At 67.3% G+C, this 24,133-nt stretch carries 20 protein-coding genes; 8 read left to right on the forward strand and 12 right to left on the reverse strand.

The genetic code is table 11. The annotated features are described in order from the left end of the window. Positions 1–182: 182 nt before the first annotated feature. Positions 183–305 carry a sigma factor-like helix-turn-helix DNA-binding protein gene (locus D1832_RS16265; protein ID WP_118914706.1) on the forward strand — a complete coding sequence of 41 codons (123 nt, stop codon included), beginning with the start codon at positions 183–185 and terminating at the stop codon, positions 303–305. Between the two features lie 165 nt (positions 306–470). On the opposite strand, the gene D1832_RS13070 is transcribed toward D1832_RS16265, so the two are convergent. From D1832_RS13070 to D1832_RS13085, 4 genes are all read right to left on the reverse strand, one after another. Then, positions 471–3,608, reverse strand: a complete 3,138-nt coding sequence (locus D1832_RS13070) for a type I restriction endonuclease subunit R (protein WP_118914643.1) — start codon at positions 3,606–3,608, stop codon at positions 471–473. Then, the gene (locus tag D1832_RS13075) at positions 3,605–4,708 is read right to left on the reverse strand and encodes a restriction endonuclease subunit S (protein WP_274541972.1); all 1,104 of its coding nucleotides are present in this window, start codon (positions 4,706–4,708) and stop codon (positions 3,605–3,607) included. Before D1832_RS13075 ends, D1832_RS13070 begins: the two co-directional genes overlap by 4 nt. Before the next feature lie 77 nt (positions 4,709–4,785). Continuing rightward, positions 4,786–6,738, reverse strand: coding sequence for a type I restriction-modification system subunit M (locus D1832_RS13080; protein ID WP_118914647.1), 1,953 nt, complete (start codon positions 6,736–6,738; stop codon positions 4,786–4,788). Positions 6,739–6,852: 114 nt separating this feature from the next. Continuing rightward, positions 6,853–8,706 (reverse strand): DUF262 domain-containing protein, encoded by a 1,854-nt coding sequence (locus D1832_RS13085; RefSeq protein WP_118914649.1) that lies wholly within the window; start codon positions 8,704–8,706, stop codon positions 6,853–6,855. A gap of 131 nt (positions 8,707–8,837) precedes the next feature. Here D1832_RS13085 and D1832_RS13090 point away from each other — a divergent pair, with 131 nt between their 5' ends. Both D1832_RS13090 and D1832_RS13095 read left to right on the forward strand, forming a co-directional pair. Next, positions 8,838–9,698 (forward strand): CoA transferase, encoded by an 861-nt coding sequence (locus D1832_RS13090; RefSeq protein WP_118914651.1) that lies wholly within the window; start codon positions 8,838–8,840, stop codon positions 9,696–9,698. 86 nt (positions 9,699–9,784) lie between these two features. Then, the gene (locus D1832_RS13095) at positions 9,785–10,690 is read left to right on the forward strand and encodes a DMT family transporter (protein WP_118914652.1); all 906 of its coding nucleotides are present in this window, start codon (positions 9,785–9,787) and stop codon (positions 10,688–10,690) included. A gap of 61 nt (positions 10,691–10,751) precedes the next feature. On the opposite strand, the gene D1832_RS13100 is transcribed toward D1832_RS13095, so the two are convergent. From D1832_RS13100 to D1832_RS13115, 4 genes are read right to left on the reverse strand one after another with little or no spacing between them, the layout of a single operon-like run. Then, positions 10,752–11,384 (reverse strand): class I SAM-dependent methyltransferase, encoded by a 633-nt coding sequence (locus D1832_RS13100; protein ID WP_118914654.1) that lies wholly within the window; start codon positions 11,382–11,384, stop codon positions 10,752–10,754. Then, a complete protein-coding gene (locus D1832_RS13105) occupies positions 11,381–12,514 on the reverse strand; it encodes a prenyltransferase/squalene oxidase repeat-containing protein (protein ID WP_182434793.1) in 1,134 nt (377 codons plus the stop codon). Before D1832_RS13105 ends, D1832_RS13100 begins: the two co-directional genes overlap by 4 nt. Then, entirely contained in the window at positions 12,514–13,233 is a 720-nt protein-coding gene (locus tag D1832_RS13110) for a class I SAM-dependent methyltransferase (RefSeq protein ID WP_118914656.1), read from the reverse strand. The genes D1832_RS13105 and D1832_RS13110 overlap by 1 nt, the downstream gene beginning before the upstream one ends. Further along, positions 13,220–14,467 (reverse strand): glycosyltransferase family 4 protein, encoded by a 1,248-nt coding sequence (locus D1832_RS13115; RefSeq protein WP_118914658.1) that lies wholly within the window; start codon positions 14,465–14,467, stop codon positions 13,220–13,222. The genes D1832_RS13110 and D1832_RS13115 overlap by 14 nt, the downstream gene beginning before the upstream one ends. A gap of 697 nt (positions 14,468–15,164) precedes the next feature. Between D1832_RS13115 and D1832_RS13120 the strand changes: the two genes are divergently transcribed. After that, complete coding sequence (locus D1832_RS13120; RefSeq protein WP_118914660.1) at positions 15,165–16,265, forward strand: CaiB/BaiF CoA transferase family protein; 1,101 nt, start codon at positions 15,165–15,167, stop codon at positions 16,263–16,265. Positions 16,266–16,293: 28 nt separating this feature from the next. On the opposite strand, the gene D1832_RS13125 is transcribed toward D1832_RS13120, so the two are convergent. Beyond that, on the reverse strand, positions 16,294–17,247 hold the full coding sequence (locus D1832_RS13125; RefSeq protein WP_147362710.1) for a hypothetical protein: 954 nt from the start codon (positions 17,245–17,247) through the stop codon (positions 16,294–16,296). Positions 17,248–17,395: 148 nt separating this feature from the next. On the opposite strand from D1832_RS13125, the gene trxA reads away from it, so the two are divergent. From trxA to D1832_RS13140, 3 genes are all read left to right on the forward strand, one after another. Further along, complete coding sequence (gene trxA, locus D1832_RS13130; protein ID WP_118914664.1) at positions 17,396–17,821, forward strand: thioredoxin; 426 nt, start codon at positions 17,396–17,398, stop codon at positions 17,819–17,821. 90 nt (positions 17,822–17,911) lie between these two features. After that, positions 17,912–18,355, forward strand: coding sequence for a hypothetical protein (locus tag D1832_RS13135; protein WP_206609405.1), 444 nt, complete (start codon positions 17,912–17,914; stop codon positions 18,353–18,355). Positions 18,356–18,374: 19 nt separating this feature from the next. Continuing rightward, positions 18,375–19,328 (forward strand): aldo/keto reductase, encoded by a 954-nt coding sequence (locus D1832_RS13140; RefSeq protein WP_118914666.1) that lies wholly within the window; start codon positions 18,375–18,377, stop codon positions 19,326–19,328. 17 nt (positions 19,329–19,345) lie between these two features. Here D1832_RS13140 and D1832_RS13145 read toward each other — a convergent pair whose 3' ends face one another. From D1832_RS13145 to D1832_RS13155, 3 genes are all read right to left on the reverse strand, one after another. Next, on the reverse strand, positions 19,346–20,005 hold the full coding sequence (locus D1832_RS13145) for a response regulator transcription factor (RefSeq protein WP_165357980.1): 660 nt from the start codon (positions 20,003–20,005) through the stop codon (positions 19,346–19,348). Positions 20,006–20,037: 32 nt separating this feature from the next. Continuing rightward, positions 20,038–21,324 carry a sensor histidine kinase gene (locus D1832_RS13150; RefSeq protein ID WP_147362711.1) on the reverse strand — a complete coding sequence of 429 codons (1,287 nt, stop codon included), beginning with the start codon at positions 21,322–21,324 and terminating at the stop codon, positions 20,038–20,040. Between the two features lie 67 nt (positions 21,325–21,391). Beyond that, on the reverse strand, positions 21,392–21,685 hold the full coding sequence (locus D1832_RS13155) for a YciI family protein (RefSeq protein ID WP_118914671.1): 294 nt from the start codon (positions 21,683–21,685) through the stop codon (positions 21,392–21,394). Between the two features lie 65 nt (positions 21,686–21,750). Between D1832_RS13155 and D1832_RS13160 the strand changes: the two genes are divergently transcribed. Further along, positions 21,751–24,111, forward strand: a complete 2,361-nt coding sequence (locus tag D1832_RS13160) for an ATP-binding cassette domain-containing protein (protein WP_118914673.1) — start codon at positions 21,751–21,753, stop codon at positions 24,109–24,111. Positions 24,112–24,133: the final 22 nt, after the last annotated feature.

A 24,133-nucleotide genomic window follows, 5' to 3' on the forward strand; every position in this document is an offset into this window, starting at 1 on the left:
GGGACCGCTGCACGGATAGGTGACACGGTGGTCACGCGGCCTGAGTGACCGGTGCGGTCATGATGGTCTCGTATTCGACGGGGGTCAATCGGCCGAGGGCGTCTTGCCGTCGGCGTCGGTGGTAGGTCCGCCTCACCCCGACACCGACGCGCCGCCCCAGGTCACACCACCGCTACACCCTCATCTGTGAAGAGCCACGTTATGGGGTTACCCGTGAACGCATCCGCCAGATCGAGAGCAACGCTCTGAAGGCGCTACGCGAACATGGGGGCTTCACGGAGCCTTCGACCTGGCTTTCATCCTGACGATGAGCGAAGGCCAGGACGATGTCACTAGCAGCTACAGCTGAGCAGCGTGCAGCGCTGCGGGTGCACGGGCGAACCAATGACGAGCGGAAAAGCACCTACTTGCCTACATCGGTAAGGAACTCGGACGCGTGAGCTGCCCAGTTGACGCACTTCGTCGTGCGCTCACAGGTTCGCCTTCAACTCGCGGTAGAGCAGCCGCCCGATGATGTTGAGCAGTGTCGTCTCGACAGCGTCGTCGGTGCTCAACAGTTCGCCCATGCGCTCCTGCGCGTCGTGCGAGTCGCTGACAGCGAGCACGAGCGCATCGCGCAGGGTCGTGGACTCGAGGAACTGGTCTTCCGAGTTGGCCTGTGCCTGATCGCGCAGGTCGTCGTCGGCTTCCATCTCCGCGAGGATGCCTCCGGCCCACGCCTTGATCTGATCGTCTTTGAAGCCCTCACCGGCGAAGCGCTCGTTGAGTCGCTCCACCAGCTCATCGAGCAGCACCATCTTCGGATCCCGCTGCTGCCCTGTGCCGGCCGAGCCGGCCGGCTTCAACTTGATCTTTTCCCCCGCCGCCAGGTCGAGCTTCGTATCGGCCTGCTTCGTCGTCGCGATGTGACGCAACGACACATCCGACAGGTCCACCGTGGGCGTCTCGTCATCATCACGCAGGTGCGGTGAGAGCAACCGGTAGAAGATCGAGCGCTTCTCCACGTCGGTGTCGTCGAAGTTGAGCACCTGGCTGAGGAAGTCGTACAGCTTGACGAACGAACGCAGGTCCTTGCGGAACATCGCCAACGCCTCGAGCTCCACCGCGTCCTTACTCGCCCGCGCCGCCTTGCGCCGCTCGACGAACCGGCGCTTGATGGGCGTCAGCGCGCCCGACAACTCCGTGTTGCCGGCGCCGCGCACGAACTTCTCGACAACATCATCGACCTCCGCATCGTCGTACAGGCCGGCCGCGTCGAGCTTGCGCTGCAGGCGATGAATAGAGTCCGGGTCGGTCGTCTCGACGATCTCGGCTTCCTCGTAATACGGCTTGAACGCCGCGAGAATGTCGTCGGCCGAGTTCACGAAGTCGAGCACCATCGTGCGCTTGCCCGGCTTGAACCGATTGAGCCGCGACAGCGTCTGCACTGCCGTCACCCCGGACAGCTTGCGATCGACATACATCGCGCACAACAGCGGCTGATCGAAGCCCGTCTGGAACTTGTTCGCCACGATCATCACCCGATAGGCGTCATCGGTGAATGCCGTGCGCAGGTCCTTCGTGCCCTTCGGGTTCATCGTCGCTTCGCTGTGCTTCGTGTTGCCCTTGAGCAACTCACGCGCGTTCTGCGGCGTCTGCGGATCCTCGACCTCCCCGGAGAACGCTACGAGCGAGGTGTACGCCTCGATCTTGTGCTCGGCCAAGTAACGATCCATCGCGTGCTTGTAGCGCACCGCGGCCTTGCGCGAATCGGTGACGACCATGGCCTTCGCGCGCCCGTCGAGCAGGTCCTTCACGTTCGCGTCGAAGTGCTCGATGATGATCTGCACCTTCTGCGCGATGTTGGTCGGGTGCAGCTTCACCCAGTGCATCAGCCCCTTCGTCGCGACCTGCTCATCGACGAGCATCCCCTCCCCATCGAGCGCCGAATCGGGGGTGGCGTTGCCGGACTTCGTCGCAAGCTGAAATGCCGTGTCGTACGTCGTGTATGAGGCGAGCACGTCGAGGATGAACTCCTCCTCGATCGCCTGCGCCATCGTGTACAGGTGGAACGGTCGCGGCAGATCCGTCGTCGGGTCGGGCCGGCCGAACAACTCGAGGGTGCGCTGCTTCGGCGTCGCGGTGAACGCCACGAACGAGACGTTGTCCGTATCCCCACGCGCGGCCATCTTCGCCTCGAGCAGGTCGTTGACGCTGACCTCACCGCCGTCCTGCATGTCCGCGATCTCCTGCGGCGACAGCACTTCCTTGAGCTTCGCTGCGGTCTGACCGGTCTGCGACGAGTGCGCCTCATCCGCGATGACCGCGAAACGCCGGCCCTTCAAGGACTGCTCCGAGGCGATCTTGTCGAGCACGAACGGGAACGTCTGGATCGTGACAACAATAATGAGCTTGCCCGAGGCAAGCGTCTTCGTCAGATACGACGACTTCGACGTCGAATCCGAATCGGTCAGCGCCTTCGCCGCCTCGTTCTGGTTGATCGTGGCGACCATGCCGGCGGCCGGTTCGATCTGACGCACCGCCTCCTGCAACTGATCGTCCAGTACGGTGCGGTCGGTGACAACGATGACGGTGTCGAACACCTTCGCATCGTTCGCGTCGTGCAGTGTCGCCAGCCGGTGTGCGGTCCACGCGATCGAGCGGGTCTTGCCCGAACCGGCCGAGTGCTGAATGAGGTACTTCTGCCCCGCGCCGAGTTCGCGGGCGTCCGCGACGATCTTCGTCACCGCGTCAAGCTGGTGGTATCGCGGGAAGATCAGCGCCTTCGACACCGACTGCTTGCCCGTCTTCGGATCAGTGCTCTTGTCGGTCTCGTAGTGGATGAACTTGCCGAGGATGTCGAGCCACTGATCACGCGCCCACACATCGCGCCACAGGTACGTCGTCGGACAGCCCCCGTCCTCGTCCGGGCCGTTACCCGCATGCCCAGCATCGCCACGGTTGAACGGCAAGAATCGGGTGTGCTTGCCGGCCAGGCGCGTCGTCATCCACACCTCGTCGTTCGAGACCGCGAAATGCACGAGCGCCCGCGCCCCGAACGTCAACAACGGCTCACCCGCCGGCGGGCGATCGTCTCGGTACTGGCGCTTCGCGTGCTCGACGCTCTGGTTGAAGTCAGTCTTCAGCTCGACGGTAGCGACCGGGATGCCGTTGACGAACAGCACCAGATCGATGCGGTTCTCGTTCTTCGTCGAGTACCGCACCTCCCGCATGACCCGCAGCCGGTTCGCGGCGTAACGCGCGTTCACCTTCGCGTTCGACGTCTTCTCCGGGCGCTTCTCCATCATCGTGAACGTCGCCGGCGTGTTCTTGAACCCCCTGCGCAGCACCTGCAACGAGCCGCCCTGCGGATCCGGCGCGTTCAAGTCATCCGCCAAGGCGCGCAACAGCTTCGTGCGTGCCTTCGCCTGCTCGCCCTCGCTCATCGACGGCTTGACCTTCTTCGCGAGCTGCTCCGGCTGCGTCGCCTCGAGCCACGCGAACACATCCTCGGGGAACAACGCGAGCTCACGGTCATAGCCGGCATCGTTCTGACTCACGAGCCAGCCATGCGCCCCGAGGTAGGCGCAGATCTCGCCGCCAAAGGTCAGTTCGTGCGTCTGGCTCATGCTGCGTCCCCGCTCTGGGTTGAGGTCGTGACGTCGATCTGGCCGGTGACGGCCGCGGTGATCAGCGCCGCGCGGCGCTCCTTCGCCAACTCGATGTGCCGCTCCACCTTCGCGATGAGGTTGTCGATCTTCGCGGTCTCACGGTCGAGGTAAGCCGCGATCTCGCGCTGCTCGTCGAGGGGTGGCACCGGGAGCGCGATCTTGCCCAGCTTCTTGCGCGGAATGCGTTGCCGCGTGGCACCGTCCTGCTGAACCTCGATCGCAGACCGGGCCGCTGCGCTGTTTAGGGCATACATCACGTACTTAGGTACAGCCCTCGCGTGGTCAACCCGAAGGACAGCAACATCTACAACCGTGATGGCCCCCGCCTGATCGGATGGCAGTACGCAGGCCCGCCCGAGAGGATCAGGCATGCGCGCAATCAGAATGTCATCAGCGCGCAGAGCCGAGCACCGGAGGCGAGCGAAAGTGGCTGCGTTTACACGCCGGTCGGAGCGATCACGAAACTGACCGTCCCCGACATCGGCCAGTTGCAACAACCGGATCTCGCCTTGCGGATCCTGATCCTTGCTCTCGACCCAATCTCCGTCGAAGAAGCCACCACGCTGGGAGAGAGAGGCGAGAGTGACCGCATCTCCACGATCAGCGACGGCAGTCGAAATGACCGCCGCCTGCCGCTCCCGCAGCCGCTCGATCATCGTCGTCTGCTTCTCGATGAGCGTGTCGATCTTTGCCGTTTCGCGGTCGAGGTAGTCCTCGATGGCCTGCTGCTCGCTGAGCGGTTCCACGGGCACCGCGATGCCGCCGATGTCTGCAGCCGCGATTGCCTCAAATGTCGAACCGGTAGCTAAGCTCCGAAGGTAGGGAGCCCGGGCTTCCATGAGGTAACGAACGTAAACCGCAGAGGCCCTAGCGGGCACGACGGCGGCGAGACCACGGCCTATCCCGTAGGCGCGATCTGCCATGTTCACCGCACCAACTGGCGCCCGAACGCTAACTAGAACCGAGCCGCGAGGCGCTATCTTTGGCGCGGTCGCGCACTCGTACCGTGGTTCAGGAGAGTGGGAGCCAAACTCTGCCTTGCCTTGAAGGAACGGCATGCCGCCGTCAAGATCCGTAACGTCGTCGCCCGACGGTGACTGTCCCGCGATGACTCGGCACGCGTGCTTGATAAGGCTCACCCCTCCACCTCCGACAGCAGAGCGATGATCTCCTTGCCCAAGGCCTCGAGCTCGGCGTCGATCTCCGCCAGCGGGCGCGGCGGAACGTAGCGGTAGAACAACCGGGTGAATGGGATCTCGTAGCCGATCTTCGTCTTCGGCGTGTCGATCCACGCGTCCGGCACGTGCGGCTTCACCTCACGCTCAAAGTAGGCGTCGATGGTGTCGCGGAACGGCACGAGTTCGGTGTCACGCAGATCGGTGTTCGCCTCGACGTTGCCCTTGTTGTCCTTGCACACCTCGGCGGCGTCATCATGTTCACCGATGGCCTGCCAGATGGCTTTGACCACGGGCGTGCCGAAGGCCTGGCCGGCGTTCTTCAGCGCCAGACGCAGCGCCTTGATGAACTCATCCCGGCTCAGCCGGGTCTGCCCGCGCAGCGACTCCAGTGCTGCACGCACGATGGCCTGCTCGTCGTCGCTCAGCTTCGCGACGGCCTTCGCGGCCATCGCCGCCTCGAGGGTGTCGTCGGTAACCTCGAACCGCAGCCGCAAAGGCTGCTCAACCGTGATCTCCCGGTACCCGAAATCCGCCGGCTCGAGGATCTTCGACTGCTCACCGTCCTCGAAGGCGTCGTAGATCTTGACGATCTCGGCGCGGTCGGCCTCGCTGATCTCGCGGTTCTTCGAGCCGAGGTTCTTGCGCAGCTTCGTCCAGCGGCTTGTCGCGTCGATGAGCTGGATCTTGCCGCGTCGCTCGGCGGGCTTGTGGTTGTCGAGAATCCACACGTACGTGGCGATGCCGGTGTTGTAGAACATGTTCGTCGGCAACGCCACGATCGCATCGACGAGATCCGACTCGATGAGATGACGGCGGATTTCCGACTCACCCGAGCCAGCGCCGCCGGTGAACAACGGCGAGCCGTTCAAGACGATGCCGGCGCGGCCACCCGAATTCTCCTCGGCCGACTTCACCGGGCGCATCTTGCTCGCCAGGTGCTGCAAGAACAACGTCTGACCGTCGCTGATGCGCGGCAAGCCGGCGTCGAACCGTCCACCGCCCTTCGCGTGCTCGCGGCGCACGACATCCTCGGCAGCCTTCCAGTCGCCGCCGTAGGGCGGGTTCGACAGGCAGTAGTCGAACGTCTTGCCCTCGTGCTTGTCCTCGCGCAGCGTGTCACCGAGCTGAATCGCCTCAACAGCCTGGCCCTTACCGATCATGTCGGACTTGCACACCGCGTACGACTCGTCGTTGAGCTCCTGACCCGCCAGCGTCACCTTCGCCTTTGGGTTTATCGCCAGGATCGCTTCCTCGGCCACCGACAGCATGCCGCCGGTGCCTGCGGTCGGGTCGTAGATCGAGCGCACCGCGCCGGGCGTGGCGAGCAGATCGTCATCGGGGGCGAGCACGAGATCGACGATGAGGCGGATCGCGTCGCGCGGGGTGAAGTGTTCACCGGCCGTCTCGTTCGAGGCGGTGGAGAACTTGAAGATCAAGTGCTCGAAAATCTCGCCCATGTCGGCGTTCGACACCCGATCAGGGTGGAGGTCGATGTTGCTGAAGGCTTCGACGACGAAGTACAGGCGGTTCTTCTCCGCGAGCTTGTGTACCGTCTTGTCGAACGCGAAACGGTCGAAGATGTCCGACACGTTTGCCGAGAACGCGCTCGTGTAGTCGATGAGGTTGTCGGCCATCTTGTCTGGATCCCCGAGCATCGACTTGAGGGTGTCCTCGCTCGTGTTCCAGAAGTGCAGGCCGTGTTGCTTACGCAGCCTGGCGGCCAGCGCTGACGGGTTCGGCGTCGCCTCGGCCATCGCGCGGATCTCGTCACGCTTGCCGTCCATGACGCACTCCATGCGCCGCAGGATGAGGAACGGCAGCGTGGCCGTGCCGTACTGGCTGGGCTTGTACACCCCACGCAGCTGATCAGCGATCGACCAGATGAAGTTGCTCAAGCCCTGCGTCGACATGCGTGCCTCTCGATGATGCGATGTGGTTCCGCTCAGAGTATCGAGGACGCAGCCACGCCGCGGAGGCTTCACCGGCGTTTGGCAGGGGCCGATCCTTCGAGCCTGGCGGGTGGACTAGCCCTCCAACTCGACCTCAGTGTCGTCGAGGACCTCTTCGAACTTCTCAGGTGCCTCCAACATCTCTCCCGACGCGACGTCCCGCTGTACGTCTTTGCCCATCGCTGCTTCGATGAGCGCGACGAGAGCGTCACGCCGCGCAGAGAAGAACCAGATGAAGTCGTCATCGCGCAGCGCGGAGGCGTCAATCTTGCTTGTGGAGACCAAGGCGTCCAGTGCCTCGCTGCCGACCCCGGCTCTCTTCTCGATAGAACGCAGGTAGGAGGAAGGAGCGGCGCCACCGATCGCCCGATTGGTTGCAGCCGAAAGTGCCGTCTTGTTCACGATGCTGTCGCGCAGATCGGCATCGATGCCGTGGTCGATGCACCACTGCTTCGGAAAGATGTGGTGGATGTCAACGGCCATGTCCTTGTACTGGACCATGTCGAACGGTTGGACGCGCATCCAGTCGGTGGCACCCGCGATGACGAGGGCATGGATGCCCTTGTAGGCCGCCGAATTTCTTGTGCGCAGGGAGTGAAGCCGCGACTCCACGAACGTCGCGTCTTGGACCGTGCGGGGGACCGACGAGGAAGTGCCTGCCGCCCAGGCGGGCACCTGCTCCAAGTCACGGGCAAACCGTGTCTCGATCGCGCCACCGTAGAGCTCTCCCAGCACGCCGCACCAGAACCACTGCGTGATGCGCTGCCTCACGCCGTGCAGATTGATGTCGTTACCCATCACCGCGTGGAGAGCCGCCATAGGGACAAGTTGTTTGGTGTAGGGAACCGACTTGTCGTCAAAGATGTGCTGGTCGGCGAGGAACTGCGCTGACCAGAGGAAGCCCGCACGAAGCGGCTCGACCCACTCCAAGTAGTCGTCCAACTGAAGCTTGAGGACGTCCTCGCGCTTGGCCGAAACGGCAACCCGCCGATCGGGGTCCAACTCCTTCCGCTTGAGAGTCGTCAGGACGGTAACGGCCTGCAGGAAGTCGGTGTTTTCGACTCCGCGCAGTACGGGATGAGCGCGGAATGCTTCTTCCGTCTTTTCCCAGTCGTCGTTGAGTCGGAAGTCGCTACCCGTGCGAGCGAAATAGCTAGCGTCTCCTGCGAACGTCGCGGTCAGGAGTTCAAACACGTTGAGGGTGAGACCGCCGGTGTTGACCTTCTCAAAGACGGTGGCGACAGCCGACTTGCTCGTCTGCTTGTCCAGCTCGATGGCCGGGATGCTGTAAGACTGCGCGGGGGCAACCACGCGCGAGTGGAACTCGCTCCTGAAGTCGGTTGTTGCCCCTGGAAGGACTTTGAGGCCGAAGATCCACGTGACCCCTTCCCCTGCGGAGAGCAGGAGGTTGAGGGGGAAGTAGCCGGCAGATTGCTGCTTCTCGGTGGTGGAGAGGTCGAGGACGACATCACGACCAAAGTTGGTGCGCTGCACCCCATCCGCGGGCACCGAGATGACGGCATCATCCAGTGCTTCCTCGCCAGCCAAGGCGGTCTCGATATGAACGAAGTAGCGGCGCCGCAGATGCTCACCGCGAGCGTCCTTGGTGTCGACCACGCCATCCCCCGTGAGGGATTGGGTCAACGAGGTGAGGCGTTGCTGGCCGTCGAGCAACAGAGCCTCCGGCTCAGTTCCGCCTGACAGGTGAACGCCTTCGACCGGGCGCGGCTTGAAGCGGATCTGCTCATTCCCCGTGTTGAGCAGCATCACCACCCCCATCGGATGCCCGCGCAAAACGGTGACTAGAAGCTGCCGGATGCGCTCGTCATCCCACTTGTAGCCGCGCTGAAAATCGGGCAGCTGAATCTTGCCGTTGACTGCGCGCTCAAGGTACTCGGCTAGACGGTACTGCGGCGTTTGGAATCCCAAGGTGTCTCCTAGGGGTGTCGGAAGAGCAGTTGTGGGGCTGAAGCATCCGTGCTCACTGTGCCAGAAGTCGGACGAGTCAGTCCGAAAGTCGGAACACGGGAGCGGCGGCTGAACGTGGCAGAGTCCCAACCATGAGCACATCTCCCCTCGAGGGCGTCCGCGTCGTCAGCCTCGCGCCGAACCTCCCCGGGCCTGCGGCGGCCATGCATTTCGTCCGCCTCGGGGCGCACGTGACGAAGGTCGAGCCGCCGAGTGGTGACTTCATGGAGGCCGCCGCGCCCGCCTACTACCGCGAACTCACCGCGGGGCAGGAGATCGTCACGCACGACCTCAAGTCCGACGAGGGCAAGGCAGCCGTTGCGGAACTGCTCGCCGACGCCGACATCCTGCTCACCTCGTCGCGCCCGTCGGCCCTCACCAAGCTCGGCCTCGGTTGGGACGCCCTGCACGCCGCCCACCCGCGGCTCGTGCACGTCGCCATCGTCGGGCACCCCGGCGAAGAAGCCGAGATCGCCGGCCACGACCTCACCTACCAGGCCGTCAACGGAACCCTCGACCCACCGTCGCTTCCCCGCGTCCTCATGGCCGACCTCGGCGGCGCCGAACGCGCCGTCTCCGCCGGCCTCGCCGCCCTCGTCGAACGCTCCCGATCCGGCACGGGCAGCTATTGCGAGGTCGCCCTCAGCGACGTCGCCTACGACTTCGCCGCCCCCGCCCGTCACGGCATGACGACGCCCGACGGACCACTCGGCGGCTCGCTGCCGCAATACGCGCTCTACCGAGCATCCGACGGTTGGGTCGCCGTCGCCGCCCTCGAGGGCCACTTCTGGGCCCGCCTACGCGACGCCCTCGACCTGCCCGACGGGCCGGACGCAGCCAGCGCGCTGAGCGCAGCCCTCGCCGCCCGCACCGCTTCGGAGTGGGAGGAATGGGCGCGCGAACGCGACATCCCGATCGCAGCCTGCGCGGCACCGTCGAAGGGGCAGGACTGAACCTCTGACACGAGCGCCCGCGACCTGCTCGCCGACGTGCGGACACCCCTCCCGGCTGCGCACGCGGTTGTGGTGTCATCGCCTCCATGGGGGCGATCGCCGTCCTCGTCGCCGGAATCCTGTGGGGCACCACCGGGCTGACGGCGCACTACGCGCCGGCCGGGGCGAGCCCGTTCGCCATCGGGGCCGGCTCGATGGGCCTCGGCGGGCTCGTCATGGCGCTCGTCGGCCACGCCGGCGCAGCGCGCCGCGCACCCTGGCGCCCAATCCGCACGCCACTCGCGTGGGGCGTCGCGTGCCTCACCGTCTACCCGATGTGCTTCTACGGCGCCATGCACTACGCCGGCATCACCGTCGGCACAGCAATCAACATCGGCAGCGCGCCCCTCATGGCCATGGCCATCGAACGAGCGACGGGCCGGGCCACGTTCACCCGCCGCAAGCTCGGGTCGGCAGCCCTGGCCGTCCTCGGACTCGTGCTCCTGTCCATCGGCGGCGCCGGCCACGGGGGAGCCTCGACCGCGGAGAACCCACCACTCGGCATCGCCCTCGGCCTCGCGGCAGGCCTGACGTACGCCGGCTATTCGGCGAGCGCGCACGAGATGATCCGGCGCGGTTGCCCCTCCGGCATCGCGATGGGCCGCATGTTCGGCGTCGCCGGCCTCTTCCTCGTGCCGTTCTACCTCGCGACGGGTGGGCCGCTGCTCACCGAGCCCCGAGGCTGGGCCGTCATGGCGTACCTCGCCCTCGTCCCGATGGCCTTCGCCTACCTCCTCTTCGGCTACGGCCTCCGGACGACGTCGGCGTCCACCGCGGTGACGCTGACGCTCGTCGAACCCGTCGTCGCCGCCGTGCTCGCAGTTCTCGTCGTCAAGGAGGAGATGGGGATGCTCGGCTGGCTGGGCATGGCCCTCGTCCTGCTCGGCGTGCTGGCGCTGGGGCGCGAGGGGCAACCCCTACCCGCCGACGAGGAAGCCGCCGCCATCCCCTGACCACCGATGTTGAGCGGGCACCGCGGCACCGGTCCCGCGATTCCCAGGCACCATCGCCGCGTCAGGCGCGACGCAGCACGCGCAGCGAGCCGGTGACGCTCACCTGCTCGAAGCCCTCCGCCAGAGCGCGCTCGACGACATGCCAGGGCGCCTGGCCACCGTCGTTCGGGTCCGGGAAGACGTCGTGGACGGCGAGCAGCCCACCGGGCGTGACGTGCTGCGCGAACGCGGCGTAGTCGTGCTGCGCCATCTCCTCGACGTGGTTGCCGTCGAGGAAGAGGAACTCCACCGGGGTGCTCCACCACGCGGCGACCTGCTCGGTCGTCGCCACCACCGCGGTGACGACGTCGCGCACCTGCTCGTCCCACGTTCGTCGGAAACTCGGGAGGGTGTCGAGCAGGCCGGAGTGGGCATCGACCATCGACGTGTCGTGCCACTCCCAGCCCGGCTGGTTCTCCTCGCTGCCGTGGTGATGATCGACCGTGACGATCTGGGTACCGCCCACCTCGCGGGCCGCCTGCGCGAGCAGCACCGTCGACTTGCCGCAGTACGTGCCGATCTCCAGCCACGTTCCGGGACGGGCCGTGCACGCCGCCTCGAAGAGCGCGCGGCCTTCGTCGAGGGGCATGAAGCCGGTCGTGGCATCGAACGCGTCGAGCACGTTCCGGGGCAGCTCGGGGCTGTTCGTCGTCATGGGGTCTCCTGCGTCGAGGGCTGGAAGGCCGTGGGTTCGAGGCGTGGCGACGCGGAGGAGTCCTCGTCGCCGGCCCACGTCATGGCGTGGAAGAGATTCGCTGCGGGCGTGAGCCCGTCGAGGGCGTCCGCGGCGAGGAGGACGGCGCCGGCGGTCCAGCCCGTGCGTTCCTCGGGCCAGATGGCGGCGTCGTCGACGACGTAGCCCGTCCAGTACGCGCCCTCGTTGTCGCGCAGCTGCTGGATCTCGGCGAACACCTGGCGCGCTCGCTCCCTGGCCTGCGTTTCGTGCGGGGTGTCGTCGAGGCAGCACAACGCCATGACGAGCTCGGCGCTCTCGCCGCCGGTCACCCACGGCCGATCGTCGACGCAGCGGACGCCCTGGCCGGCCCAGACGAAGCGCTCCCAACCGTCGTCGAGACGGGTTCGGGCCGCGTCACCGGTGAGTGCGCCGCCGAGAACCGGGTAGAACCAGTCCATCGAGAAGCGGTCACGGTCGGCGAAGCCGGTGGGCGAGCGGCGCACCGCATGGGCCAGTCGCCGTCCCGCGGCGAGCCAGTCGCTCGCGTCGTGGCCGAGGCGCATCGCGAGAGCACACGCGGCCCACAACGACTGCAGGATGCTCGCGTTGCCCGTCAACAGCGCGTGATCGCCCAGGCCACCGCGCGGGTTGATCGCCCACGCGATGGTGCCGTCGTCACGCTGCGCCGTCAGGACGTGGTTGATCGCATCGCGCACCATCGGCCAGTACCGCGCGCCGACCTCGTCGTCACCGGTCGCGAGCACGTAGTGCCAGACGCCGACGGCCGGGTAGGCACACTGGTTCGTGTCGCTCTCGGCGTGGACGACAGCGCCATCGCGCACCTCCATCGGCCACGACCCGTCAGGACGCTGGGTGTGCGACAGGTGCTCCAAACCCGCTCGGGCGCAGGCGAGCAGCCGCTCACCCTCCACCTCGTCGGTCGCGCCAACGAAGACGCCCGAAACCGTCAGGCCCATGAGCGCCTCGGTGTGGTTCCACGCGTCCCACTGCCCACCCGGAAACCACGGTAGCGCGCCGTCGTCACCCTGCATCCGGGCGAGAAACGCGCCGGTCTCGGCGATCTGCGCTGCGGTGAGGGCGGGCGGCATCAGACCTGGGCGGGCTTGCGCAGGTAGACGACGAAGCTCTTGCCCATGACGGGGTTGAGCGCCTTCTCGGCGGTGCGCGTCAGCTTGGGCGCCTTCATCATGTCCCACATGAGCAGGCGGTGGTACGCCTTCACCGCGGGGTTGGTGTCGTTGTCGACCCCCACGGCGCACTTGAGCCACCAGTACGGCGAGTGCAGCGCGTGCGCGTGGTGCGTCGCGAACGCCTCGAGGCCCTGACGCTCGAGGCGCTTCGTCAGCTCCGAGCCCTTGTTGATGCGCACGTGGCCGCCCTCGACCTCGTGGTACGGCGTCGACAGCATCCAGCAGATCTTCTCCGGCCAGTACCGCGGCACCGTCACCGCGACGAGCCCGCCGGGCTTCGTCACGCGCGCGATCTCGGCCATCGCGGTCTCGTCGTCGACGATGTGCTCGAGCACCTCGGAGGCGATGACGCGGTCGAAACTCGCGTCGTCGAACGGCATGCGGCGGGCGTCACCGGCCACCGTGCGGTAAGCCGCGGACGAAGGCACCTCACCCTCGGCGTCCATCGCGCCGAACATCGTGGCGACCTCGGCGAGGTCGTCCTCGTTGAGGTCGAACGCCGTCACGTCACCGCCACGGCGCAGCGCCTCGTAACTGTGACGCCCCTGGCCGCACCCGACGTCGAGCACACGCATGCCCGGCTCGATGGCGAAGCGGTCGTAATCAACGGTCAGCACGGGCGATCTCCTGCTCGTAGATGCGGGCTGTCGCGCGGGCGACAGCCCGCCAACTGTATGTGGATTCGGCGCGCGAGCGGCCAGCGTGTCCGAATGCCGTTCGCGTTTCCGGTGATTCGAGCAACGAACGGATGCCATCGGCGAGGCCCGCCGCGTCGTTCGGTTCGACGAGAAGGCCGGCCGGGGCGTCGTCGTCACCCGTACCGTCGACGAGTTGCGGCAGCGCCCCAACACGTGTCGCGACGAGCGGCGTCCCGCACGCCATCGCCTCGACCGCAGGCAGCGAGAACCCCTCGTAGAGACTCGGCACGACGTGGACGGCGGCGCTCGCGAGCAGGCCCGCGAGGTGGGTGTCGCTGATCCCACTGACGAAACGCACACGGTGACGAAGGTCGAGAGCGTCGAGCTGCCGTTCGACGGCGCGGTTCGGTGTGCCGACGACGACGAGTTCGCTCCACGCGTCGTCCGGCAGCAGCGCAAGGGCGTCGACGAGCACCGACAGGCCCTTGAGTGGAACGTTGGCGCTCGTGATCGTTGTCAGGCGACCGAGAACACGTTCGCGCGCAGGGGAATCCGGCGTGAACGTGTCGACGTCGACGCCAACCGGGACGATGTCGATGCGCGCCGGGTCGACGCCGAACTCCGAGATGATGTCGTTCCGGCTCGTCTCGCTCACCGTGATGACGCGGCTGCTCGCGCGGGCGACGCGCGCCTGCATCGGCACGAACGAGTACCAGCGCCACTTCGTGTACTTGCGCCAAAGGGTGGGGGCGTCGGCGATCTCGAGGCGACGGTCGGCGCTGATCGGGTGATGGATCGTCGTGACGACCGGCAGCCCGGCGCGTTCGACGGCGAGGATGCCGGGCGCGAGGGTCTGGTTGTCGTGCAGGACGTCGAACTCGCGGACGCGCGGTGTGAGAAGGCGACGCAGACGACGCCCGAAGGTGCGCGGCTCGGGGAAGGTGCCCGAGAACATCCCGGCGAACTCCGCGACGTCAAGGGCGTCACGGAACTCCGAGCGCGCGGGGCGGCGGAACGGGTTCTCGTCGTTGTAGAGGTCGAGGCTCGGCACCTTCTCGAGGCGCACGCCCTCGTCGAGTTCGGGGTAGGGCTGGCCGGAGAACACCGTCACCTCGTGGCCGAGCGCCACGAGCTCGCGGCTGAGGTTGCGCACGTAGATGCCCTGACCGCCGCTGTGCGGTTTGCTGCGGTAGGACGACAGGGCGATGCGCATCGTGGGCGACCTTCGGCGGTGGGCGAGTGGACTCGCAGTTACTTTACGGGCGAGTAGGCAGACGGCGCGTCGCGGCACCCTTGTGGTCACACCATCCGCACAGGCAATCAATTCGACGAATCGTTTGCCGTTGCGCAGGTCACACGGGCCGTCGCCGTCGCCTCGTCGGCGCCCGCCGTTGCGGCGTCCAACCCGACGAACACCAACGGACTCGTCGTCTCCGTGCCGTGGCAGAACACGTTCGGTTCCTTCCGCAAGCACCAACGGTCGCGACGGCGCCTTCCTGCCGTACGTCCTCTACCCGACCGCTGCGCCGACGAGTGGCACCTTCACCAAGACGAGCACCGCCGCAACGGCAGGCGACCCGCTCGGTGACGCCTCCTACACGCCGATGGCTTCCAGCGCGGGCGCATCGGACGACGCACGATGCTGCTCATCTTCGGCGTCGGTTCGCTGCTCATCACGTGGCCGGTGCTCGGTGCGACGGCAACGAGAAGGGCTTCCGCGTCTACCTCCTGGGCTGCGTCGCGATCTCGCTCGGGGTGTTCCTGTGGGGCTGCGGAACAATGAGTTCAGCCACCTCGACCGGGACTTCGGGTCGGCCTGGGGCCACGACGACGAAGGCCGCCGACTCGCGGGGGGAACCCGCGCGCACGGCATCGCGTTGACGTGATGGACAACGGCGGCGAGGAGATTCATGGAACACGTGCGGACGCCCGGTGCCCTCGACGGGCTGCTCATCGCCGACTTCGGGCGCGTCCTCGCCGGGCCCTACGCGACGATGCTGCTCGGCGACCTGGGCGCAGACGTCGTCAAGATCGAACGCCCAGACTGCGGTGACGACACCCGCTCGTGGGGCCCGCCGTGGACCGACGACGGCGAGGCGACCTACTTCCTCTCCGTCAACCGCAACAAGCGCAGCGAGTTCTGGGATCTGCGCTCCGACGACGATCGGGCCGCTGCGCGCGAGCTCGTGACGCGCGCGGACGTCGTCGTCGAGAACTTCCTGCCGGGCACGATGGCCCGCCTCGGCCTCGGTTACGACGACGTCGTGGCGCTCAACCCGGACGTCGTCTACGTCTCGATCACCGGTTTCGGGGAGTCGACGCTGCCCGGCTACGACCTGCTCGTCCAGGCCGTTGGCGGCCTCATGTCCGTGACGGGCGCCCCCGACGAGCCGACGAAGGTCGGTGTCGCGATGGTCGACATCGTCACGGGCCTCCACGCGGCCGTCGGTCTGCTGGCCGCGCTGCGGCATCGCGACGCGACGGGGGAGGGCCAGCACGTCGAGGTCTCGCTGCTGTCGTCGTTGCTCTCGGCGCTCGCGAACCAGTCCGGCGCGCACCTCATGACGGGCGCCGTGCCGCGCGGCATGGGCAACCGGCACCCGTCGCTCACCCCGTACGAGGTCTTCACGACGGCCGATCGGCCGCTGGCCATCGCCGTCGGGAACGAACGCCAGTTCGCCCGCCTCGCCGACGTTCTCGGTCACCCCGAATGGGCCGACGACCCCCGGTACGCCTCCAACGCCCTGCGCGTCGAGCACCGCGACGTCCTGGTGACGGCGATGAACGACGCCTTGTCGTCGCGCAGCGCCGGGGAGTGGGCGAGCGACCTCGGCGAGGCGGGCGTGCCTGCCGGCCCCGTCAACGACATCGAGCAGGCCTTCGCGCTGGCCGACCAGGTGGGGCTCCACATGCGGGTCGACGTCGACGGGCTCGCACAGGTGGCGAACCCCATTCGGATGTCGGCGACGCCGGTGACCTATCGGCGCCGCCCGCCTCGCCTGGAGACGTGACGTCGACGTCGAGTCAGGGGAGGGCGTCTCAGTCGAGATCGAGCTGAGGATTCACCGCGCCCACCGTGCGAAGGCCCTCGATGACGACGCTCGCACGACGGCGGGTTTCCGGACTCAACGCCTCGTCGGAGCGGGCGCTCACCGACAGACGCGTGGCGCCGTCCCGCACTCCGAGGCGAACGTAGGGCCTCTCCGCGGCACTCGATTGCGGCGTCGCTTCCAGTGTGCTCAAGGCCGTCGCGGCATCCGACCATCCGTGGATCCGCGTCGTCGGACCCACGGCGACGGTGGCGTACGTCTGCGCACACCGGAAGGTCAGATGAGTGCTAGTGCCATCGGTGCCGGTCGCCTTCGTCAGGGCCGCAACCGTTGGCGTGCTCACGGCGTCGAGATCCTCGCACTTCGTTGCGATGACGTCGGATTCGACGACGAAGGTCGCCTTCGCCGCAGGCTGTGCGCGGTCGGGGAGCAAGCGCGCTTCCGTCCGCGGGTTCGTGCGCGCCACGTCGAGAAAGGCGTGTGCTTGCGTCGCCGTCAGGGCTGGGCCCGAGGTGGTCACGGAGAGGCTGTTGTCACCGTTCGCGTTCAACCCGGCGGTGAAGAAGTGGATGGACGCGGGGATTTTTGCCGCCATCGGGTGCGCGCCCTCGGGGTAGCGGCTGCGGACGAAGGCCGCTGCATCCCGAACGTTCGCGGCCGTCGCGTCGTCCGTGAGGTCGATGGCGACGTCGAACCCGTAGCGCTGACCCTTGCAGCCGTCGATGCACTCGATCGATTCCTCGGCGCGAACCCTTGCCACGCCGGGCCGCTCTTCGAGTTGCTCCTCGAGAGCATGTGCGTAGGCAGGCGCCGGCTGGGTCGGTTCGCGGAACGAGGAATCGTGCCTTGTGAGGTTGACGACGGCGACACCGGCCGCGATCAGCGCCACCACCAGGGCGAGCGCCACCATCAGCGGCCAGCGTCGGCGTCGTGTCGGTGGCATGGTGTTTGGATGACAACGCCCGCGCGCCGGTTCCACGGCCCGCGCGGGCGTTCGGTTCTGGCGGGCGGGCGGGCGCGGCGGGAAGGGTTTGCCTCCGGTGTTTGTTTGAATGGCCGACGAACCACAATCTTTTTGAGGAGCAAGGCCTGTGGCCACCATCGAACTGACCGGTGACACGTTCACCGAGACCATCGAGAACAACGACATCGTCCTCGTCGACTTCTGGGCGGCGTGGTGCGGCCCGTGTCGTCAGTTCGCGCCCGTCTTCGAGGAGGCGAGCAACAAGCACGAGGACATCGTCTTCGCGAAGGTCGACACGGACGCCGAGCAGGAACTCGCGGCGGCGGCGAACATCCAGTCGATCCCGACGCTCATGGCGTTCCGTGACGGCCTCATGGTCTTCTCCAACTCCGGCGTGCTGCCGGCGAACGCCGTTGACGACCTCATCCGTCAGATCCGCGAACTGCCCATGGACGACATCCGCGCGCAGATGGAGGCCGAAGCCAAGGGTGCAGCCCCGGCGGGCGGCGGCTGCGGTTGCGGCGGCTGCAACTGCGGAGCCAACAACGGCTGACCCAGTGGTCATCACCGACGCGATGTCATCGAGCGCCTCCAACGCCCCATCGGGGAGCTGCTGCCCACCCACATCGGCCGGATCCGCACGGTGCGTCTCGGTCTCATGATCGGCGGCGCCGTCGCACTCGTGCCGTGGGTGCTCTACGTCAGCCTCACGCTGCCCGTGCAGTACGAGGCGCACAACTGGCGCTACACGTGGGTCGGTTTCGATCTCTTCCTCGCCGCGCTCATGGCACTCACCGCCTACTGCGGATGGCGACGCAAGCAGGTCGTCATGCTGCTGTCGTTCGCCACGGGCGTCCTGCTCGCGTGTGACGCCTGGTTCGACGTCATGACGGCGGCGGCCGCGGAGCGTGGCGAATCCCTGCTGTCGGCGGGCTTGCTCGAGTGGCCGCTCGCGTTCGTCATGATCGCCGGATCGCTGCGTCTGTTGCGCGTGGCGGCACTGCGCAGCTATCGCCTCGACGAGGGAGACTCGCTGTGGAACCTCAGTATTCCTGCCGCCTGGGTGGAGCGGACGCACCGTCACTGAGGCGTGTCAGGATGGCGCAATGACTTCGTCGTCCCCGATCGCAGCCCACCTCGTCCTCGGCACGATGTACTTCGGTACGAAGACGGACGAGGCCACCTCGTTCGCCCTCATGGACCGCTACGTCGAGGCCGGCGGCACGGTGCTCGACACGGCCAACTGCTACGCGTTCTGGGCGAATCCGAGCGGCGCCGGCGGGCAGAGTGAAGCGACGCTCGGCGCGTGGCTCCGGGCCAACCCCGGGGTGCGCGACGGCCTCACGATCGCGACGAAGGTGGCCCAGGAGCCCGTGCGTCCCGGCGACTTCACCGAGTGGGAGGGCCTTGCGCCCGAGGTCATCGCCACGCAGTTCGAACGCAGCCGTGAGCGCCTCGGCGTCGACGTGATCGACCTCTACTGGGCCCACGGCGAGGACCGTGCCACGCCCCTGGCGGACGTCGTGGCCGCCATGGGCGCCCTGCACGCGAACGGCTCGGCGAGGCGTCTCGGCGTGAGCAACCACCCGACGTGGCGTGTCGAGCAGGCACGCATGCTCGCCGAGCAGCAGGGCGTCGAACCGTGGACGGCGCTGCAGCTCACGACGAGCTACGTGCGCCCCCGACCGGACACCCAGGTGCCGGGCAAGGACCACCGCTTCGGCTTCGTCACCGACGAGACGATCGACTACCTGCAGACTCACCCCGAGATGGAGTGCTGGGCCTACAGCCCGCTCGTGCAGGGCAGTTACGACCGAGCCGACCGGCCGTTCCCGGACGTCTACGACCACCCCGGCACGACGGCGCGTCTCGCAGCTCTCGCCGAGGTGGCCGAGGCGCACGGTGCCAAGCCGGGGCAGGTCGTGCTCAGCTGGCTCGTGCAGAGCGAGCCGAGCCTGCGCCCGATCGTCGGCGTCAGTTCGCTCGAGCAACTCGACGAGGCGCTCGCCGCGCCTCAGCTCACCCCCGACGAGATGGCAAAGCTCAACGAGGCTAGCTGAGCGTCACGAGCGACGGGTCATTCGGCACGCACGACGACCATCGCGATGCCGATGCGTCCTTCGACGCCGAGCTTGCGCTGGATCGTCGCGACGTGTTGCTTGACCGTGCTCTCGCTGAGGAACAGCTCGGCAGCGATGGCCGGGTTCGTGCGTTCCGCCGCGACGAGCCGGGCGATCTCGACCTCCCGCTCGCTCAACCCTTGAAGCAGGCGACGTGCCTCACGACGCCCCTCGCCTCCGCCGTCGAGGTAGCCCGAGCGCAGGTGACCCGCGCTGCGCGCCGACATCGGGCTCTCGCCCGCGTGCGCTGCACGAACAGCGTCGTACAGCTCCTTGCTCGCGGCCGACTTGAGGATGAAGCCCACCGCTCCCGCGTCCATCGCGCGCGGCACGTACTCCTTCTCGTCGAACGTCGTGAGGATGACGACGCGCGGCGGGTGGGGCCGCTTCGTCAGCGCGGCGGTGGCGTCGATGCCGTTTAGGCGTCGCATCTGCACGTCCATGAGAACGACGTCCGGGTGATAGGCCGTGACGGCGTCGATGACCTCGTCGCCGTCGGAGGCGGTGGCGACGAGGACGATGTCGGGGGCGCCCTTGAACATGACGCGCACGAGGTCGAGCACCATCGGGTCGTCATCGACCGCGAGCACGCGGATGGGTTGTTCGGCGTTCGTCATGGGCGCTCTCTTCGCGTCGGGAGTGTGGTGAGTCATCGGGGCAAGTGCCAGGGCAACCTCGCCGTGGCGGTGTAGGTGCGGCCGTCGTCGCTCGGCCCGGCCCAGAACTGGCCACCGAGATCGTTGGCTCGCCGTCCGATGCCGGCCAGGCCACTCTGGCTGCCGGTACCCGAACCGCCGGGAGCCATCGGATTCTCGGTGGAGATGACGAGCCCGTCCCGTGGGTTGCCGTGGATGCTCAGGCGGACGAGGTTTCCGGGGGAGTGCTTGCGTGCGTTCGTCAGCAACTCGGTGGTGATCCGGTACGCGCTGCGCGACACGACCGGATCGAGTGGCTTGCTCTGGTCGACGAAGACGTTCGACGAGACGGGGGTGCCCGCGTCGATGCACTCGGTGACGAGCGTTGCGATGTCGGCCAGTTCGTACGGGCGCTCGCCGGCCTGCGGCCCGTGACGCAGGATCGACAGCAGAGAACGCAGATCGTTCATCGACCCGGCGGCACCCTGTTGGATCTGCCGGGCCCGATCTTCGACCTCCGGCGCCCCGGCTGCCTGTGCCTCGATCTCGAGCGCGTTGGCCTGCATGGCCAGGATGCTCAGCCGGTGACCGAGAACGTCGTGCACCTCACGAGCGAGAGCTTCGCGGTCGTCCTGCTCGGCGATGCGGCGTCCGAGGTCGTCGGCCTCGGCTCGGGCCGCCTCCGCGCGGTGACGGTGGACGTCGGTGTCTGCCCGGCTGCGCCGCAGGAGGGCTGTGCCGACGAAGAGCGCGACGAGCAGGCCTGCCACGAGGAGCACCTGCCACCACGGCATGGCGGGCCAGGTACCCGCGCTGCCGTCCGGGTGTTCGAAGCTGTTCCAGAAGCTCTTGCCACTCGTCGTTCCACGGGTGTCGCGCCACACGGCCACGAGCGTCGCGATGCCGGCCAGAACGGGCACACCCCAACGGGCCCGAACGTCCGGGTGCCAGACGACGACGCTCGCTGCCCCGATGAGCGCGGGCAAGCTGTCGGTGGGCAACACGAGGGGCGGCAGACACGCCACGAGTGCTGTGACGAGCAGTGCGCGCGGGGAGCGCAGTCGGAAACACAGCATCACCGCCGCCGCGACGGAGACGAGAAAGGCGCTCAGCGTCAGATTGCCCGCAGGCTGGCCGGGTGCCGCGTCGTAGAGGCGCATGTCGGCCGCGCCCGCGGCGAGTGCAGCCGAGCCGACGGTGGCGACGACGATGCCGACGTTCGTCCACACGCGGCGCGTGCGAGCACCTTGCCCCGAAGGGGCATGCCCGGCGTGCGGGCCGGTGAGCGTTGGCTGTGTCACATCGCACACCCTAGGGGTGAGCACCGACAACGTGTGTCGGACCGGGCACGCCGATCGGGCAGAAGTGTCAGGAACGTCCGGCCCACGTGCCGAGCGTCGCGTGCCAGCGTCCGATGAGTCGCTGCGTCACCACACCTTCGACCTCGAAGGGGTCATCGTCGAGCAGGCGGGCCGCCTCGCCCGCGTCCGCCGCCTCGAGGAGCAACAGGCCCCGCGGCATGCCCTCACCGCTCAGCTGGCCGGAGGCCAACAGGCGTCCACTGGCTTCGAGTTCCTGGAACCAGGCATAACGGGCCGGACGCCGCGCGCTGAGGCGCCGCTCGTCGTCGACGTACGTGCAGGTCACCGCGAAGATCGTCATGGCGTGACCGTAGTCCTGCGGTACGGCATGATGCTGCCTACGTCCGCACCGAGCGCAGGAGCCCCATGAGCACCCACCCCGCCGACTCCCACGAGATCATCCGCGTCGAAGGCGCGCGGGAGAACAACCTCGAGGACGTGAGCGTCGAACTGCCGAAGCGGCGCCTCACGGTGTTCACCGGTGTCAGCGGCTCCGGCAAGAGTTCGCTCGTGTTCAAGACGATCGCGGCCGAGAGCCAGCGCATGATCAACGAGACGTACTCCTCGTTCGTCCAGGGCTTCATGCCGACGCTGGCCCGCCCCGACGTCGACCTGCTCGAGGGCCTGACGACGGCGATCATCGTCGACCAGGAGCGCCTGGGCGCCAACCCGCGCTCGACAGTCGGCACTGTCACCGACGTCAACGCGATGCTGCGCATCCTGTTCAGTCGCCTCGCCACGCCGAACATCGGTGGGCCCCGCGCATACTCGTTCAACGTCGCCTCGGCGTCGGGTAGCGGCTCGCTCAAGAAGGCCGACGGCACGCGTGAGGTGCGTCAGTTCAGCGTCACGGGCGGCATGTGCCCGCGCTGCGAGGGGCGCGGCAGCGTGAGCGACTTCGACCTCGACCAGCTCTTCGACAAGGAGAAGTCGCTCGCCGAGGGCGCCCTCACCGTGCCGGGCATGACGATGGACGGCTGGTACGGCCGCATCTTCGCCGGCTCCGGCTTCTTCGACATGGACAAGCCGCTGAAGAAGTACTCGAAGCGGGAGATGGACAACCTCCTCCACAAGGAGGCCACGAAGATCAAGGTCGAGGGCATCAACCTCGCGTACGAGGGTGTCATCCCGAAGATCCAGAAGTCGATGTTGAGCAAGGACGTCGAGGCGATGCAGCCGCACATCCGCGCCTTCGTCGAGCGGGTCGTCGTCTTCCGCACGTGCCCCGAGTGCGACGGCACGAGGCTCACGGAGGGTGCTCGCACCTCGAAGATCGGCGCGTACTCGATCGCCGACGTGTGCGCCATGCAGATCACCGACGTCGCCGAGTGGGCGAAGAGCCTCGACGAGCCGTCCGTCGCACCGCTGCTCAAGGGGCTGACGGAGACACTCGACTCGTTCGTGCAGATCGGTCTGGGTTACCTCTCCCTCGAACGCCCCTCGGGCACGCTGTCGGGCGGCGAGTCGCAGCGCGTCAAGATGATCCGCCACCTCGGAAGCTCGCTCACCGACGTCACGTACGTGTTCGACGAGCCGACCGTCGGCCTGCACCCGCACGACATCGAGAACATGAACGACCTGCTGCGGCGCCTGCGCGACAAGGGCAACACGGTGCTCGTCGTCGAGCACAAACCGGAGACCATCGCCATCGCCGACCACGTCGTCGACCTCGGCCCCAGCGCAGGCAGCGAGGGTGGCCGCATCATGTTCGAGGGCACCGTCGAAGGCCTCGCCGGGTCCGACACGCTGACCGGCCGCCACCTGCACGATCGCGTCACGCTCAAGGAAGCGACGCGCAAGGCGACGGGCGCCCTCGAGATCCGCGGCGCGAACTCGCACAACCTGCGCGACGTCGACGTCGACGTTCCCACCGGTGTGCTCGTCGTCGTGACGGGCGTGGCCGGCTCGGGCAAGTCGACCCTCGTCCACGGCGGGCTGGGCGGGCGAGACGACGTCGTCGCCGTCGACCAGAGCGCCATCAAGGGATCGCGCCGCTCCAACCCGGCGACGTACACGGGCCTGCTCGACCCGATCCGCAAGGCGTTCGCCAAGGCCAGCGGCGTCAAGCCGGCCCTGTTCAGCGCGAACTCCGAGGGCGCATGCGAGGCGTGCAAGGGTGCCGGCGTCATCTACACCGACCTCGGCATCATGGAGACCGTCGAGACGCCGTGTGACGTCTGCGAGGGCAAGCGCTTCAAGCCCGAGGTGCTGGAGTACGAGCTGGGTGGCAAGAACATCGCCGACGTGCTCGCTCTCTCCGTCGCCGACGCCCTTGCCTACTTCCGGGGCGAGACGAGCGACGGCGCCGCGAAGGTGCCGGCCGCCGTCAAGGTCCTCGAACGCCTCGACGACGTGGGCCTCGGCTACGTGAAGATCGGTCAGCCGCTCACGACGCTCTCGGGCGGGGAACGTCAGCGTCTCAAGCTCGCCACGCACATGGGTGACAAGGGCGGCACGTACATCCTCGACGAGCCGACCACGGGTCTGCATCTCGCGGACGTCGAGCAGTTGTTGTCGCTGCTCGACTCCCTCGTCGACGCGGGCAAGAACGTCATCGTCATCGAGCACCACCAGGCCGTCATGGCCCACGCCGACTGGATCATCGACCTCGGCCCGGGGGCCGGCCACGACGGTGGCCGTGTCGTGTTCGAGGGCACGCCCGCCGACCTCGTCGCAGATCGTTCGACGCTCACGGGCAAGCACCTCGAGGCCTACGTCGCATCGTGACGGCCACGGGCCCGGCCACCGG

Origin of the sequence: Dermacoccus abyssi (assembly GCF_003515945.1) — a bacterium.
Classification (GTDB): domain Bacteria; phylum Actinomycetota; class Actinomycetes; order Actinomycetales; family Dermatophilaceae; genus Dermacoccus; species Dermacoccus abyssi.